This is a genomic window from Burkholderia sp. BCC1644 (genome assembly GCF_902833225.1).
GTDB lineage: Bacteria > Pseudomonadota > Gammaproteobacteria > Burkholderiales > Burkholderiaceae > Burkholderia.
The window spans coordinates 1-15,175 of sequence record NZ_CADFEI010000018.1; the positions used below are offsets into that span (position 1 = coordinate 1).

The 15,175-nt window shown below is 66.8% G+C and carries 12 protein-coding genes, 1 other RNA gene and 1 pseudogene; 9 read left to right on the forward strand and 5 right to left on the reverse strand.

Features of this window, described 5'->3' with window-relative positions; translation table 11 throughout:
• Positions 1-184: pseudogene (locus HWX87_RS29120) on the forward strand (amino acid ABC transporter ATP-binding protein); the annotation flags it as partial.
• A gap of 82 nt (positions 185-266) precedes the next feature.
• On the opposite strand, the gene HWX87_RS29125 reads toward HWX87_RS29120, so the two are convergent.
• Positions 267-5,522, reverse strand: coding sequence for an autotransporter outer membrane beta-barrel domain-containing protein (locus tag HWX87_RS29125; RefSeq protein WP_176050490.1), 5,256 nt, complete (start codon positions 5,520-5,522; stop codon positions 267-269).
• Positions 5,523-6,116: 594 nt separating this feature from the next.
• Positions 6,117-7,028 (reverse strand): class II glutamine amidotransferase, encoded by a 912-nt coding sequence (locus HWX87_RS29130; protein WP_176050491.1) that lies wholly within the window; start codon positions 7,026-7,028, stop codon positions 6,117-6,119.
• Positions 7,029-7,233: 205 nt separating this feature from the next.
• Between HWX87_RS29130 and pyrC the strand changes: the two genes are divergently transcribed.
• The 3 genes from pyrC to rnpB all read left to right on the forward strand — a co-directional run bounded on the left by pyrC (position 7,234) and on the right by rnpB (position 9,082).
• Positions 7,234-8,298, forward strand: a complete 1,065-nt coding sequence (gene pyrC, locus HWX87_RS29135) for a dihydroorotase (RefSeq protein WP_011350953.1) — start codon at positions 7,234-7,236, stop codon at positions 8,296-8,298.
• Complete coding sequence (locus HWX87_RS38130) at positions 8,295-8,516, forward strand: hypothetical protein (protein WP_244137786.1); 222 nt, start codon at positions 8,295-8,297, stop codon at positions 8,514-8,516. The genes pyrC and HWX87_RS38130 overlap by 4 nt, the downstream gene beginning before the upstream one ends.
• A gap of 154 nt (positions 8,517-8,670) precedes the next feature.
• An RNA gene (gene rnpB, locus HWX87_RS29145) (RNase P RNA component class A) lies at positions 8,671-9,082 on the forward strand.
• A 69-nt stretch (positions 9,083-9,151) separates the two neighbouring features.
• Here rnpB and HWX87_RS29150 read toward each other — a convergent pair.
• Together HWX87_RS29150 and HWX87_RS38135 are read right to left on the reverse strand one after the other, a co-directional pair.
• Entirely contained in the window at positions 9,152-9,616 is a 465-nt protein-coding gene (locus tag HWX87_RS29150) for an OsmC family protein (protein WP_176050492.1), read from the reverse strand.
• A gap of 410 nt (positions 9,617-10,026) precedes the next feature.
• Positions 10,027-10,326 (reverse strand): hypothetical protein, encoded by a 300-nt coding sequence (locus tag HWX87_RS38135; RefSeq protein ID WP_244137787.1) that lies wholly within the window; start codon positions 10,324-10,326, stop codon positions 10,027-10,029.
• Between the two features lie 311 nt (positions 10,327-10,637).
• Here HWX87_RS38135 and rplM point away from each other — a divergent pair, with 311 nt between their 5' ends.
• The 3 genes from rplM to erpA all read left to right on the forward strand — a co-directional run bounded on the left by rplM (position 10,638) and on the right by erpA (position 12,070).
• Complete coding sequence (rplM, locus tag HWX87_RS29160) at positions 10,638-11,066, forward strand: 50S ribosomal protein L13 (RefSeq protein ID WP_041490553.1); 429 nt, start codon at positions 10,638-10,640, stop codon at positions 11,064-11,066.
• A gap of 10 nt (positions 11,067-11,076) precedes the next feature.
• On the forward strand, positions 11,077-11,469 hold the full coding sequence (gene rpsI, locus HWX87_RS29165; RefSeq protein ID WP_048251223.1) for a 30S ribosomal protein S9: 393 nt from the start codon (positions 11,077-11,079) through the stop codon (positions 11,467-11,469).
• 229 nt (positions 11,470-11,698) lie between these two features.
• Positions 11,699-12,070, forward strand: a complete 372-nt coding sequence (gene erpA, locus HWX87_RS29170; protein ID WP_006759918.1) for an iron-sulfur cluster insertion protein ErpA — start codon at positions 11,699-11,701, stop codon at positions 12,068-12,070.
• 107 nt (positions 12,071-12,177) lie between these two features.
• Here the strand turns inward: erpA and HWX87_RS29175 are convergent, their stop codons facing one another.
• Entirely contained in the window at positions 12,178-13,326 is a 1,149-nt protein-coding gene (locus HWX87_RS29175; protein ID WP_176050494.1) for an anhydro-N-acetylmuramic acid kinase, read from the reverse strand.
• A gap of 142 nt (positions 13,327-13,468) precedes the next feature.
• Between HWX87_RS29175 and tyrS the strand changes: the two genes are divergently transcribed.
• The gene (gene tyrS / locus HWX87_RS29180) at positions 13,469-14,710 is read left to right on the forward strand and encodes a tyrosine--tRNA ligase (RefSeq protein WP_176050495.1); all 1,242 of its coding nucleotides are present in this window, start codon (positions 13,469-13,471) and stop codon (positions 14,708-14,710) included.
• Positions 14,707-15,165 (forward strand): D-aminoacyl-tRNA deacylase, encoded by a 459-nt coding sequence (dtd, locus tag HWX87_RS29185; protein WP_011350959.1) that lies wholly within the window; start codon positions 14,707-14,709, stop codon positions 15,163-15,165. The genes tyrS and dtd overlap by 4 nt, the downstream gene beginning before the upstream one ends.
• Positions 15,166-15,175: the final 10 nt, after the last annotated feature.

The window sequence follows — 15,175 nt, forward strand, 5'->3', positions numbered from 1 at the left end:
ACTCGCGCAGGAAGGGATGACGATGATGGTCGTCACGCACGAGATGGGCTTCGCGAAGAAGGTCGCGCATCGCGTGATCTTCATGGACAAGGGCGCGATCGTCGAGGACGACCGCAAGGACGATTTCTTCTCGAATCCGAAATCGGAACGCGCGAAGGACTTCCTCGCGAAGATCCTGCACTGAGCGTTCGCGCGTTTTGCGCGTCCATGCGAAAACCGCCCGGCATGCAGCCGGGCGGTTTTTTTTCGTCCGCGGGTGGCGTGCGTTACCAGCTGTACCGGTAGCCCACTTGCCCGACGATGCCGCGCCGGTAATCGCCGCCGATGTTGCGCGCGATCTTCGCGTTCGCGTACAACTCGCCCGACTTGCCGAAGCCCGCGGTCACGCCGACACCGAGCTCGTACCAGGTGCGGCCGAGGTGCGTCGCAAACGGCGTGCCGCCGACGACGGTCTGGCCCGGCGACAGGAAGTCGTGCAGCACGTCGGCCGTGAAGTACGGCGTCGCGGCGCCGCCGCCCGCATCCGACTGGAGGTTCGGCCGGAAGATGCGCACGCCGACGCGGCCGCGCAGCGCGTTCGTCGTCGTGCCCGATACGGCCGACACGTTGTCGTTGAACCCGTTCAGCTTCAGGTACTGATACATCAGCTGCGCTTGCGGCTCGATCGCGATCGGCGTGCTGCCGATCGCGAACGGCTTGCCGACTTCCTGCGACAGCGCGATACCGAAGCCGTTCTGCGACGCCTCGTTGCCGTAGCTGTCGCGATAGCGGTTGCCGTAGTGCGTGACCTGTCCGACGCTGTCGAAATAGGTGCCGTCCGGCAGATAGCGCGTCCAGTAGCCGCCGACGCTCTGCGCGTGCATCTCGACCGAGCCGGTCGACGTCGACAGGTTCTGCGTGTCGGCGCGCGCCATGTCGCTGAAGCTCGCGTTCGACACGCCGATGCTGGCCGTCACGCCCGCATGCGTACTGCCCGCGCCGTTCGGTGCCTGGTCGAGCGTCCAGTCCTTGCCGAACTGCGCAAAGAACGTGCGCTCGTCGGCCGCGAAGCGGCCCGCGTTCGCATCGAGGCTCTGGCCGCCGATGCGCCCCCATACGCCGTCACGGTTGCCGGGCTGCTGCTTCTCGACGTTGTAGATGTCGCCGACGCGTTCGTGCAGCTTGCCGAGCGTCGAGAAGCCGTAGTCGGCGTTCAGCAGCGGGGTGAGCGCGTAGCCGGCGACGCCCGGGCGATACGCGAGCGTGCCGCCGCCATTCTCGTTGCCGCCGTCGCCGCCGCCCGACGGGTGGATCGGGTCGCCGGGGTCGGTCTGGTCGAGCTGGGAGCGCAGGTACCAGCCGTTCGTGTCGCTTTGCCCGCCGCGATAGAGCCGGTATTCGTACGCACCGGCCTGCACGGGCCCGGCGAGATGGAACGCCGACGCGGTGGTCGTGCCGCCGTTGGCCGTGACGACCACGGGAATCCCGTCGCCGGTCGTCTGCGCACCGGTGCCGGCCGTGTTGGCGATCTTCAGTCCGGTCGTGCCGCTCGCGGCGCCGCCGTTCACGATCAGCCGGTCGGTCGGCGATGCGTCGGCGCCGAGATACGTGTTGAGCGCGATCGTGCCGCCGTTCCCGACATAGCTGCCGGTCGTCAGCGTCTTGTAGCTGCCCGTGAGCGTCGGCGAACCGACGGGTGCGGTGAATGCGACGAGACCCGCGTTGTTCAGGCTGCTCAGCACCGAGCTGCCCGTCATGCGCCACGTGCTCGCGCCGTCGACGGTCAGGGCGACCGGATCGATCTTGCCGGTCAGCGTCGCGCCGTTCACGAGAAACACGTTGCCGGTGCTCGATGCGTCGGAGACGATGTCGCCCGCGAGGTTCACGGCCGATGCGTTGAACGTCACGTTGCTGCCGTTCGCGAGGTTCAGCAGCGTGCCGTTGCCGGCCGTCACGACCGTGCCGTTGCGCACCTCGATGCCGGCCGTGCCGCCGCGCGCGGCGAAGGCCGGCCCGGCGACGGACGTCACGCTGCCGCCGTCGACCAGGACCGAATTCGTCGCGCCGTTCGCGAGCGTGTCCGACGTCAGCACGCCGGCCGTCGCGCCCTTGAGCGTCGTGCCGTGCAGCGCGAGCAAGCCGCCGCTGTTCGCGGTGGCGCCGTTGCCGGCGGCGCTGCTGATCGACGAATCCAAATCGGTGATGCGCCCGCCGTGCAGCGCAACGATGCCGTCGGCCGCATTACCCGACGTGGTGAGCGTCACACCCGACAGCGTGGCCGCCGCACCGTCCATCACGACCGCATGCGCACCGGCGCCGGTCGTCGCGACGGTCGTGTCGTTGGCCAAGAGCGCCGAATCGGCGCCCGACACGTAGATGCCGTGCGCATTGGTGCCGGAAGTGCGGACGACCGTCGCCGGATAGGTCGCGATGAGCGTGCCCGCGCCGGTCGACGTGATGCCGTCGGCGCCGTTGCCGGTCGTGGTGATCTGCGTATCGGACAGCGAGATCGTGGTGTTCGCGCCGAGGTTGCGGATCCCGCTGCCCGATCCGCCCGTCGCGATCGAGGTCGCGCCGCCGGCCACGATGGCGCCGCCCGTGACGGTCGAATCGATCAGCACGCCGTCGGCGCTGCCGTTCGCGATCACGGTGCCGGGGCCCGACAGCGAGACCGATGTGCCGGCGCCCGTCAGGCGCACGCCCGCGATGCCGTCGTCGGCTTCGACCGTGCCCGCATTGGCGAACGTCGCCGATGCGCCCTGCACGAGCGCGCCCGTGCCGTCGGACACGCGGATCGTCGATGCATTGCTCACCGTGCCTTGCGTGCCGACGACGACGCCCGTCGAGCCGGCGCCGGTCAGCAGCACCGTGTTGCGGTTCTCGAGCGTGCCGAGGTTCTGCGCGACGAAGCCCGTCACGCCGGCGGTCGACGACGTCACGGCGGCCTGGTTGGTCAGCGTCGTCGCGACCCAGCCACCGGCGTTCGCGCCGGCGAGGTCGTGCGCCTGCCCGTCGACGACGCCCGCGATCGCACCGGCCGCGTTCAGGTTGATCGTCGCGCCTGCGTCGATCGTGCCGGTCGCGCCGCCCTCGACCGCGATCGCGATGCCGTTCGCGCCGTTGACGTTGTAGATCGCGTTGCCGGTCGACAGCGTCGTGCCGGCGTCGGTCGCGAGCACGCCATGCGCACGCTGGCCGTTGACGTCGGTCGTCAGCGCGCCGGCCGCCGACGTGCCCGTGTAGGCTGCGCCGCCCGCGACGCGAAACAGCGTCGAATCGTCGGTGTCGACGCTGAGGTGCTGCGCGGCGACGTTGATCTTCGAGCCTGCGCCGTATGCGTAGAAGCCGATCTGGTTCGTGCCGGACATGAAGGCCGGCACTGCGTTCGCGCCGACGTTGATCGTCGCGCCCGAGCGTGCGTGCACGCCGATCGCGCCGGTGCCCGTCAGGTTGAGCGCGCCGTCGAGCGTGGCCGTGGCGCGCGGCCCCTCGGCCCACACGCCGTAGTTGCGCGTGCCCGAGGCCGGATCGAGGCCGCCGGCCACGTTGATCGTGCCGGTCGACGTAGCGGCCGTCGCGGTCGTGCCGGTCCCGACGACCATGACGCCGATGCCGTTCACGCCGTTCAGCGTGATCGTGCCGGTGTTGGTCACGGTCGCGGCCGTATCGGCCGCGAGCATGCCGACGTTGGCGAGCGGCGTGCCGGGCGCCGTGCCGTTGACGACGATCGTGCCCGCGTTGGTCAGCGTGCCGGACGTCGAGCCGAGGCTCGCCAGCGCGGCGCCGTTCTGCGTCTGCGAGCCGATCACGATCGTGCCGAGGTTGCTCGCGGTGCCCGATGCGCCGAGCAGGATGCCGTACGCGTGCGCGGCGAGCGCGACGTCGTTCGTCGTTTCGCCCGGTGCGTACTGCGCCGAGCGGCCGAGGTAGATCGTGCCGCCGGCTTCGTTCGTGAAGCTGCCGCCGTCGACGAGGCCGCCGATCACCTGGCTGTCGAGCGTCGTCGCGTTGACGCCGACGTTGATCGTGCCGGCGTTCGATGCCGTCGCACCACCTGTCGCGGCAACCGCGTAGTTCTGCAGGTCCGGCTGGGTGCCGTCGAACGTCCACGCACCGACGTTCATCACGCCGTTGTTGACGAACGAGGTGCCCGCGCCGTTCGCAAACACGCCCTGGCCTTCGGTGTAAGCGTGGTAGTTGAAGTTGTTCGGCGGCGCGCTGCCGCTCGTGTCGAAGTTGTCGCCGGACGCGTACCCGGACGAGATCACACCGTTGTTGACGCCGCTTGCACCGCTCAGCAGGCGCACCAGCGTGAAGTCACCCGACAGGCGCCCGTCGTTGATGAAGTGCGCGCCGTTTTCCGCGAGGACGGCCGAGCTCGAGACGATCGTGTTGGTGCCACGGAAGTCGATCTGGCCGTCCTTGCCGATCTGCAGCGTCGCGTTCGCGCCCGTGCCGTGCATGGCCGACAGGAAACCGATCGGCAGCGTGTTCTTGTCGCCGGCGGACACGTTGTTCTGATACTGGAAAGCTTGCTGCGAGAACGTGACCGCCTGGCTGAACGCGCTGTCGTAGGCAGCCTGCGAGCCGAGCGCGCCGCTTTGCACCGAGCGCACGAGAAAGTCGTTGTACGCGGCGAGCGACGCGGCGTCGGTGACCTTCCAGGTGCTGCCGTCGAACGCGGTGAAGGTGCCCGCGTAGGCCGGCACGTCGAGCTGGCGGCTGCCGACGGCGCCGCCGTCCGCAAGGTAGTCGCCGGTGGTGAACCGGATCTGGTTGCGCGAGTTCCAGTTGACGGTGCTTGTCGTGGAGCCCGTGCCGTCCGCGAAGGTAAGGTCGGTGCCCTTCGCGGCCATCGAGATCGCGTTGCCGGCTGCATCGGGCGCGTTCGCCGCATTGCCGATCGACACGTTGAGCGTGCCGCCCGTGGCGCCGACGGTGCCGACGCGCGTGTTCACATACTGATCGCCGTTCACGTCATGGTAGACGGGCACTTCGGTCGAGCCGGCCGTCGACGCGGAAAACGCGGACGAGTCGTAGGTCGCGACCGACGTGCGGGTGCCCGTGATCGAGTCGGGCGTGCTGACGCTCTGCGTCTTGCCGCCAAGCGACAGCAGCGGCTGGTTCGGATTGCCCGACACGACGGTCGTGCTGCCGATCGGCGTGAGCGTGTAGCCCGGGTCGCCGCCGGCGCCGGCCCATGCGCCCGACACGCCGACGGTGTCGCCGCCCGACACGGTGGTGGCGCCGGCCAGGTTGTCGTTGACGGTCGGGCTGAAATTGCCGAGCGCACAGGTGCCGCCGTTCGCGACGGCCGTGCCGCTGCCGCAGGTCGATGCGTGCGCGGCGCCGGCCGGCAGCATGGCCAGCGCGATGCTGAATGCGGCGATCCGCAGCGGTGGCCGGTGCATGGCTTCACGCGCGGCGCCCCGGCCCGTGCCCGCTTCGCTGCCTGAGCGCTTGCCGCGCGCCCGTGCCGTTTCCGCAACTGCGACCCAGCAGCCGGCGGCTTCGCTCCATATCGATCGAAATGAGTGATTCACGACAAGCCCCTCTTTCTTGTTTTGAAGTGGCATTCGCCGCAACCCGGCGAATTCGCAATCCGCGGTGTCGAAATAATCCGAAGGGGCGCGTGCGGCGGCTATGGCTGCGTGTCGCGCCAATCGTGTTTCGTTACACCAGGGATGGGCGGAGTCTACTGATTCGGGCCGCGGCCGATTATCGAGAAATTGGGAAATGTAAGGATGCCAACCGTAATGGGTCGTATTTTTGATTTATGTGGTTAATCGAACCGAAAGCCTTGCTGGCAAGGGGTTGGGGGATTTGAGGAAAATCCGGGGTGGCTGGCGGGGTAGGTGGGGTAACGCACGGTTTGGCGGAAGCTGATGCGCTAAAATACGCGCCCGGGATTGTATTTATTTATTGGGGTGGAGTTATTGCTTTTGATTTAATTGTTGTTTATTTTCGCTTGTAAATTAATAAAATCAAGCAAATTTCTCGTGGCATCGATTCGTTGCGCCGGATGGCGGTCCGAATGAAACGGCCTTGGCCGGGGCAGGGCGATTTTCGTCGGTGAAGGGCGTTGCCGCCACAGGTGCGAGGGGCAGGAATCCGGCGCGGCGCGTGCCGCACCGGCTTCAGAAATCGATCGCGTCGTCGGAATCGCCGTCGGTGGCGGTGGCGAGTGCCTCACGGGCGTCACGCGGGGCGGACGCCGATGCGTCGAGCGCTGGATTGCGCAGCTTCTCGAGCACGCGTTCCGGCACCGGGATCTGCATCCGCGCGGCGACGTCGCCGCACTGGAACATGATCAACTCGCCCGGCTCGAACGCGGTCCAGACTTCGTCGTCGGTGAGCGGCTGCGTCGCGATCACCGCGACGCGATCTTCAGGCGTCGTGTATTTCGCGAAGTCGATCGACAGGTCTTCGTCGACGAGGTGCGCGGTCGAGAACGGCCAGCGCCGCACGAGATAGTGCAGCCGCGTCGAGCAATGCGCGAAGAGCGCCTGGCCGTTCGACATCAGGAAGTTGAACACGCCGTGATCGGTGATCCCGCGCGTGAGCTCGCCGACACGCTCGAACAGCTCGGGCAGCGGCGGCTGCGCACCGGGAAAGGCCTCGCGCAGCCCCTGCATCAGCACGCAGAACGCCTGCTCGCTGTCGGTCGTGCCGACCGGATGGTAGACGCTGCCGTCCATGTTCGGCGCGTAATCCTGCAGGTCGCCGTTATGCGCGAAGATCCAGTGCCGGCCCCACAGTTCGCGCATGAACGGATGGCTGTTCTCGAGCAGGATGTGCCCTTGCGTCGCCTTGCGGATGTGCGCGATCGTGTTCTTGGACTTGATCGGGTAGCGCTTCACCATTTCGGCGATCGGCGACGTGGCCGATGCCTGGTGATCGATGAACAGGCGGCAGGCCTTGTCCTCGAAGAACGCGATGCCCCAGCCGTCGGCATGGTGATCGGTCAACCCGCCCCGGGCCGCGAAACCTGTGAAGGAGAATGTGACGTCCGTCGGCGCGGCGCAGTTCATTCCTAAGAGTTGGCACATTTTACTTGGGGCGGCAGGCTGAAGCGGGGGGTAACGAACCGGGCGAACCCCGGTACAATGCGGCTTCTAGCATATCACCGAGCCCTGAGCGGTAAAAAGCGGATTCCGCTGGCCAAAGGTCCCGTGTTGCGGTTTGCCGTCAGTCGGCCCGCGCACGCGTGTTCCGGCCCCGCCGACGGCAAGCACGTTCCTCACGACGCCTCCTATGACTGCCTCGAACGCTTCCTCCCCGGCGACGCTCTCGCTCGCCCGTCCCGACGACTGGCACCTGCACCTGCGAGACGGCGACATGCTGGCCGCCGTGCTGCCGCACACCGCGCGCCAGTTCGGCCGCGCGATCGTCATGCCGAACCTGAAGCCGCCGGTGACGACCACCGCGCAGGCGCAGGCCTATCGCGAGCGCATCCTCGCCGCGCTGCCCGCGGGGATGACGTTCGAACCGCTGATGACGCTGTACCTGACCGACAACACGCCGCCCGACGAGATCCGCCGCGCGCGGGAAAGCGGCTTCGTGCACGGCGTGAAGCTGTATCCGGCAGGCGCTACGACGAATTCCGACCACGGCGTCACGGATCTCGCGAAATGCGCGAAGACGCTCGAGGCGATGCAGGAAACCGGCATGCCGCTGCTCGTGCACGGCGAGGTGACCGATGCGTCGATCGACCTGTTCGACCGCGAGAAGGTGTTCATCGACCGCGTGATGACGCCGTTGCGCCGCGATTTCCCGGGCCTGAAGGTCGTGTTCGAGCACATCACGACGAAGGACGCGGCCGACTACGTGCGCGACGCCGACGCGGCGCCCGGCCTGCTCGGCGCGACGATCACCGCGCATCACCTGCTGTACAACCGCAACGCGCTGTTCGTCGGCGGGATTCGCCCCCATTACTACTGCCTGCCCGTGCTGAAGCGCGAGACGCATCGCGTGGCGCTGGTCGAGGCTGCGACGTCGGGCAACCCGCGCTTCTTCCTCGGCACCGACAGCGCGCCGCATGCGCGCGACGCGAAGGAAACCGCGTGCGGCTGCGCAGGCTGCTACACGGCGCTGCACGCGCTCGAACTGTACGCGGAAGCGTTCGACACGGCCGGCGCGCTCGACAAGCTCGAAGGATTCGCGAGCTTCTTCGGCGCCGATTTCTACGGGCTGCCGCGCAGCGCCGAGACGGTCACGCTGCGCCGCGAGGCGTGGGAACTGCCGCGCGAGATCTTCGCGGGCGACACGCCGGTCGTGCCGCTGCGCGGCGGCGAGACGATCGGCTGGAAACTGGCGTGACCGATGCGCCGCCGCGCGCGTCCGGCCAGGTGGCCGGCCGCGCGGTGGCGGGATTCGCGCGGATCGACTGGTCCGCGCTGTGGCTCGCGCCCTGTGCGGACCCGGGCCGTGCCGTCCAGGCGGCCGCATTGGCGGGCGACGCCGCGTTACACAAGGCGTTGAACGCGTGTTGCGCGACGGTGCGCATGTCGCCGCCGAACTCGCGACGCGCGCGCTGACGAGCCGCGATTTCGCGCCGCTCCCGGTGCTCGGCGTTCCCGGCTGGTGCGCCCGGATGCCGATGCCGCGTTCCATGACGATCCGGCGGTATTCCGCATCGGCCGCCGATCGCGCGCTGCCGACTGCGGCGCGCAGTGCTAGAATGCGCGTCGCAAAGCAGGCCAGGCAGTCGCGGCCTCGCCGCCTTCGGGCGCGCGGGGGCGAGGAAAGTCCGGACTCCACAGGGCAGGGTGATGGCTAACGGCCATCCGTGGCGACACGCGGAACAGGGCAACAGAAAGCAAACCGCCGATGGCCCGGCGCAAGCCGGGATCAGGTAAGGGTGAAACGGTGCGGTAAGAGCGCACCGCGGCGACGGCGACGTTCGCCGGCACGGTAACCTCCACCCGGAGCAATTCCAAGTAGGCAGGCGCGCATTTTCGGATGCAGGACGGGGCCCCCGTCTCGTCTGCGGGTAGGAAGCTTGAGCGCGTCAGCAATGGCGCGCCTAGAGGAATGGCTGCCACGCGTTGTGCGCTCCGGCGCGCAACGTGCACAGAATCCGGCTTATCGGCCTGCTTTGCCGTACGAATGCGAAAGGGCCGGCGTCTCCTTGCGGAGCGCCGGCCCTTTTTTCATGCGTGCCGCCGTGCGTTCAGGCCGCGACGATGTCGAACGAATGCGTGAGTTCGGCCGTCTTTGCGATCATGATCGACGCGGAGCAGTACTTGTCGTGCGACAGGTTGATCGCGCGCTCGACCGTGCCCGGATTCAGGTTGCGGCCCGTGACGGTGAAGTGGAAGTGCACCTTCGTGAACACCTTCGGATCTTCGCTCGCGCGTTCGGCCTTCAGCGTGACCGAGCAGCCGGTGACTTCCTGGCGGCTCTTCTTCAGGATCAGCACGACGTCATAGGCCGTGCAGCCACCGGTGCCGAGCAGCACCATTTCCATCGGACGCGGCGCGAGGTTGTGGCCGCCGCCCTCGGGCGCGCCATCCATCGCGACGAGATGCCCGCTGCCGGTCTCGGCGGAAAATGCCATGCCGTCCTGGCCCATCCAGCTTACTTTGCATTCCATGCTTGCGCTCCTGCGTTGCCTGATTCGGATTCGATCCGGCATTGTAGCCCGCTGCGCAACGGTCGGCTGATGCGCTGCACGACGTGCAATGCCGGCGCCGCATGGGCAGGGCGTCCGACGGCAATTTCCCTGCTTTTTTTAGGGGTTTTGCTCTAGGCGAGGGGGATTCGTGCTCATGCCATTCCTGTATATGTGACTGATTTTAAATGGAAAATCGGCTTAATAGGTGCGTCGCTTGAAATTTCGCATTATGGTTTTCGATTTCGCAATGCAAATTTTCTTGTGCAGTCGAAGACGCGTTCGTATAATGAGCCTCATTGGTTGTCGCGCTGCGGCAACCTCCGAATGTCTCCTCCACCCTCCTCCTGAGGTGGATTAAGCCCGAACCAGCCGTTCGGGCTTTTTTTCGTCCCATGCAAACATCGGCGCGCGGCTTGCGCGCGCCGGCAGCGTCACGCGGGCTGCCGCGCGGCCGGCTGCGATGTCGCGTCGGGCGCCGTGCCGCGTGCGCCAGGCGCCGGCGCGTGGACGGCCGACGCGTGGCCGTGACCGCGAGCGCAGAAGTGACGGACGCGTTCGCGCACCGCGCGCAGGCGGGAGACGCGATCCTCGGCATGGGCGCTCCGGGCTTCGCCGATACGCGCATCGAGCGCGTCGAGCTTGGCTTGGCAACTGGCGTGGTCGGCGACGGCGGGTGCCGCGGCGGCCAGCAACGCGGCCGCGAAGAGGGGCGTAAGTCGTTGTTTCATCATGCTTGTTTGTTGTTTTCCGTGTTCGGCCGGTCTGGCGCGGCAAGGTCAGGTGCCGCGCGTCGATGGGTGCCGCCCCGGGCGCTCGGTTCGCCTGGCTGGTTGGGGCACGACCGGATTTTGGCCCATTTCGGGCGCCGCGGACACGGGGCGTGGATTCCCTTTGACCGCGTCGCCGTATTTCCTTTATAATTCAGGGCTTTTCCGCATTCATGCCCACGGAAAAAGAACAGGGAGAGCCTGCACCGCGCCTCGAAGCGCACACAGACAAGCAGGACGAACACATCGGGCAAAGCATTTTTTTTGGATCGATCATGAAGACGTTTTCCGCAAAAGCCCATGAGGTGACGCGCGAATGGTACGTGATTGACGCGACGGATAAGGTTCTCGGCCGTGTTGCCAGCGAAGTGGCACGCCGTCTGCGCGGCAAGCACAAGCCTGAGTTCACTCCGCACGTCGATACTGGTGATTTCATCATCATCGTCAACGCGAGCAAGTTGAAGGTCACGGGCAACAAGACGCTGGACAAGAAGTACTACCGTCACTCGGGCTACCCGGGCGGTATCTATGAAACGACGTTCGGCAAGATGCAGGAACGCTTCCCGGGCCGCGCGCTCGAGAAAGCGGTCAAGGGCATGCTGCCGAAGGGCCCGCTCGGCTACGCGATGATCAAGAAGCTGAAGGTCTACGCAGAAGCGACGCATCCGCATTCGGCTCAGCAGCCGAAGGCGCTCGAGATCTAAGGGGACCCACATGATCGGTAACTGGAACTACGGTACGGGCCGCCGCAAGAGCGCAGTCGCACGTGTCTTCATCAAGGCTGGCAAGGGCGACATCGTCGTCAACGGCAAGCCCATCGCTGACTACTTCTCGCGCGAAACGTCGCTGATGATCGTGCGTCAACCGCTGGAACTCACGAACCACGGCCAGACGTTCGACATCAAGGTGAACGTGAATGGCGGCGGCGAAACGGGTCAGGCAGGCGCAGTGCGCCACGGCATCACCCGTGCACTGATCGACTACGATGCGACGCTGAAGCCGTCGCTGTCGAGCGCAGGCTTCGTCACGCGCGATGCGCGTGAAGTCGAGCGTAAGAAGGTCGGTCTGCGCAAGGCACGCCGCGCCAAGCAGTTCTCGAAGCGTTAATTCCGCTTCATGGCCTCGCCGCCTTCGGGTGGCGTCCGCCGGAAAAACCGCCAGCTTTCGCGCTGGCGGTTTTTTTATGCCCGCTTGTTTGCCCGCGCCCAGGCCACCGCCGCGGCAGCCCGCGCGGGCAGGTTTGATGAAATCGACAAGAACCTATTGATTTCATGGACTTCAGCACGATCTTCTGATCGGCCCTACAATAGCGGCTAAAGCTTTTTGGAGAGTTCGAATGAACGCTGTTACCGAATCCGCAGCAACGACGACCGATATGCCGCTGCCGTTCGTCTTCACCGACGCCGCGGCCGACAAGGTCAAGCAATTGATCGACGAAGAGGGCAATCCCGACCTGAAGCTGCGCGTGTTCGTGCAGGGTGGCGGCTGCTCCGGCTTCCAGTATGGCTTCACGTTCGACGAGGAAGTCAACGAGGACGACACCGTGATGAACAAGAACGGCGTCCAGCTCCTGATCGACTCGATGAGCTACCAGTACCTGGTCGGCGCCGAGATCGACTACAAGGACGACCTCAACGGCGCCCAGTTCGTGATCAAGAATCCGAACGCGACCACCACCTGCGGGTGCGGTTCGTCGTTCTCGGTCTGAGCGCGCACCAGATCCGCACCGGTTCGCCGGAATGAAAAACGGGGCTTCATGCCCCGTTTTTTTACGCCCGTCTGCCATGCGGCGCCCGCCGCGTGGCGCGCCTCGTGTCAGCGCGGATAGAGCGCACCGAGCACGCGGTTGCCGGCTGCGCCGGTGACCGTCGCGAGATTGCCGGGCTGGCGCGCGGTGAAGCGATAGGCAAGCCACGCGAACGCGAGCGCCTCGACCTGCTGCGGCGGCACGCCGAGCGCGGCTGTCGTATCGACGGTGGCCGGCACGCCGGCCTCGTGCAGCGCGTGCCGGAGCGCGTCGAGCAGCACCGGATTGCGTGCGCCGCCGCCGCAGACGAAGACGGCCTTGCAGCCCGATGCGTGTTTGGCGATCTCGCGTGCGACCGACACGGCGGTCAGCGCGGTGAGGGTCGCCTGCACGTTCTCCGGCGCGACCTGAGCGAACGCGGCGAGCTTCGCGTCGAGCCATGCGGGATTGAACAGGTCGCGACCGGTGCTTTTCGGCGGCGGTGCGGCGAAATACGGCTCGTCGAGCAGCGCGTCGAGCAGCGGCGCGTGCACGGTGCCGCGCGCGGCGAACTTGCCGCCGTCGTCGTACGGCTTGCCCAGATGGCGGGTCGCCCATTCGTCGAGCAGCGCGTTCGCGGGACCGCAGTCGAAGCCGCGCACGTCGCCGCCTTCGCCTGGCAGGATCGTGATGTTGCTGATCCCGCCAAGATTGCAGACGACGCGCGTTTCGCCCGGCGCACCGAACACCGTCGCGTGAAACGCCGGCGCGAGCGGCGCGCCGTGGCCGCCGGCGGCCACATCGCGGCTGCGGAAATCGGCGATTACGTCGACCTGGGTCAGCTCGGCGAGCAGCGCCGGATTGTTGAGCTGCCGCGTATAGCCGCGCTCGGGGCGATGACGCACCGTCTGGCCGTGCACGCCGATCGCGCGGATCTCGTCGCGCGACAGCCCGGCCGTGCGCTGCAATTCGTGGCAGCACACCGCGTAGCGCGTGACGAGCGCGTTCGCCGCGAGCGATTCGCGGTCGATCTCGTCGTCGCCGGGCTGTTGCAGCGCGAACAGCGCGTCGCGCAGCGATTGCGCGAAGCCGACGAACGCTTCCGCGAGCACGACCGGCGCCTTGCCGGTCTCGAAACGCACGGCGACGCCGTCGACGCCGTCCATGCTGGTTCCCGACATCAGCCCGAAGTAGATGCCGTCGGCCGGATGGGCGTTTTGCGGCTGTCGTTGCGGCACGTTGGGTTCTCCTGGATCGTGCGGCGCGGGCCGGTGCCGCGCGCCTTGCGCCCGATTATCCGCGCAACCTGACGCGCCGTTAAGCGATGCGCGCGCAAGTTATGGGAAAATCCCTGTTTTTGCGACATTCTTCCTGGCACCGATGAGCACCGAATCCAGTTCCAAGCCTGTTTTCCCGATCACCGACGAAGTCCGGCATGCGCTCGCCGTCACGAAGCGCGGCGTCGACGAACTGCTGATCGAGGAAGAGTTCGCGCAGAAGCTCGCGCGCAGCGCGGCCACGAACACGCCGCTTCGCATCAAGCTCGGCCTCGATCCGACCGCGCCCGACATCCACATCGGCCACACGGTCGTGCTGAACAAGATGCGTCAGCTGCAGGATCTCGGCCACACGGTGATCTTCCTGATCGGCGATTTCACGTCGCTGATCGGCGATCCGTCGGGCCGTAATGCGACGCGCCCGCCGCTCACGCGCGAGCAGATCGAATCGAATGCGAAGACCTACTTCGAGCAGGCCGCACTTGTGCTCGATCGCGACAAGACCGAGATCCGCTACAACAGCGAATGGTCGATGCCGCTCGGCGCGGACGGGATGATCAAGCTGGCGTCGCGCTACACGGTCGCGCGGATCCTCGAGCGTGAAGACTTCACGAAGCGCTTCCAGGGCGGCGTGCCGATCTCGATCCACGAGTTCCTGTACCCGCTGATGCAGGGTTACGACTCGGTCGCGCTGAACGCCGATCTCGAGCTCGGCGGCACCGACCAGAAGTTCAACCTGCTGGTCGGCCGCGAACTGCAGAAGCAGTACGGCCAGGAACAGCAGTGCATTCTGACGATGCCGCTGCTCGAAGGCCTCGACGGCGTCGAGAAGATGTCGAAGTCGAAGGGCAACTACGTCGGCATCAGCGAGAAGCCGACCGACATGTTCGGCAAGCTGATGAGCATCTCGGACACGCTGATGTGGCGTTACTTCGAGCTGCTGTCGTTCCGCAGCCTCGACGAGATCGCCGGCTTCAAGCGCGAGGCCGAAGGCGGCCGCAACCCGCGCGACTTCAAGGTGCTGCTCGCGCAGGAAATCGTCGCGCGATTCCACTCGCAGCCCGATGCCGAGCGTGCGCTGGAGGACTTCAACCACCGCGCGAAGGGCGGCGTGCCGGACGACATTCCGGCGGTCACGCTTGCCGGCGCGCCGCTGGCGATCGGCCAGCTGTTGAAGCAGGCCGGCCTCGTGCCGTCGACGAGCGAAGCGCTGCGCAACATCGAGCAGGGCGGTGTGAAGATCGACGGCGCGACGGTGTCGGACAAGGGCCTGAAGATCGAAGCCGGCGAGTTCGTCGTGCAGGTCGGCAAGCGCCGCTTCGCGCGCGTCACGCTGACCGCATGATCGCGCTGATCCAGCGCGTGAAGCGCGCCGACGTGCGCGTCGGCGACCGTACGACCGGCGAGATCGGCGCGGGCCTGCTTGCGCTGGTCTGCGCGGAACGCGGCGACACCGACGCGGCAGCCGACAAGCTGCTCGCGAAGATGCTCGGCTACCGCGTGTTCAGCGACGCGGCCGGCAAGATGAACCTGCCGGTGTCGAACATCGACGGCGAGGGCCGCGCGGGCGGCCTGCTGCTCGTGTCGCAGTTCACGCTGGCAGCCGATACCAACAGCGGGCTGCGTCCGAGCTTCACGCCGGCCGCGCCGCCCGACGAAGGTGCGCGGCTGTTCGATTATTTCGTTGCGGCTGCACGGGCGCGCCATCCGGTCGTCGAGACGGGCGAGTTCGGCGCCGACATGCAGGTGTCGCTCGTCAACGACGGCCCCGTGACGTTCTGGCTGCAAGTGCGGCCCTGATTCTTCCCCG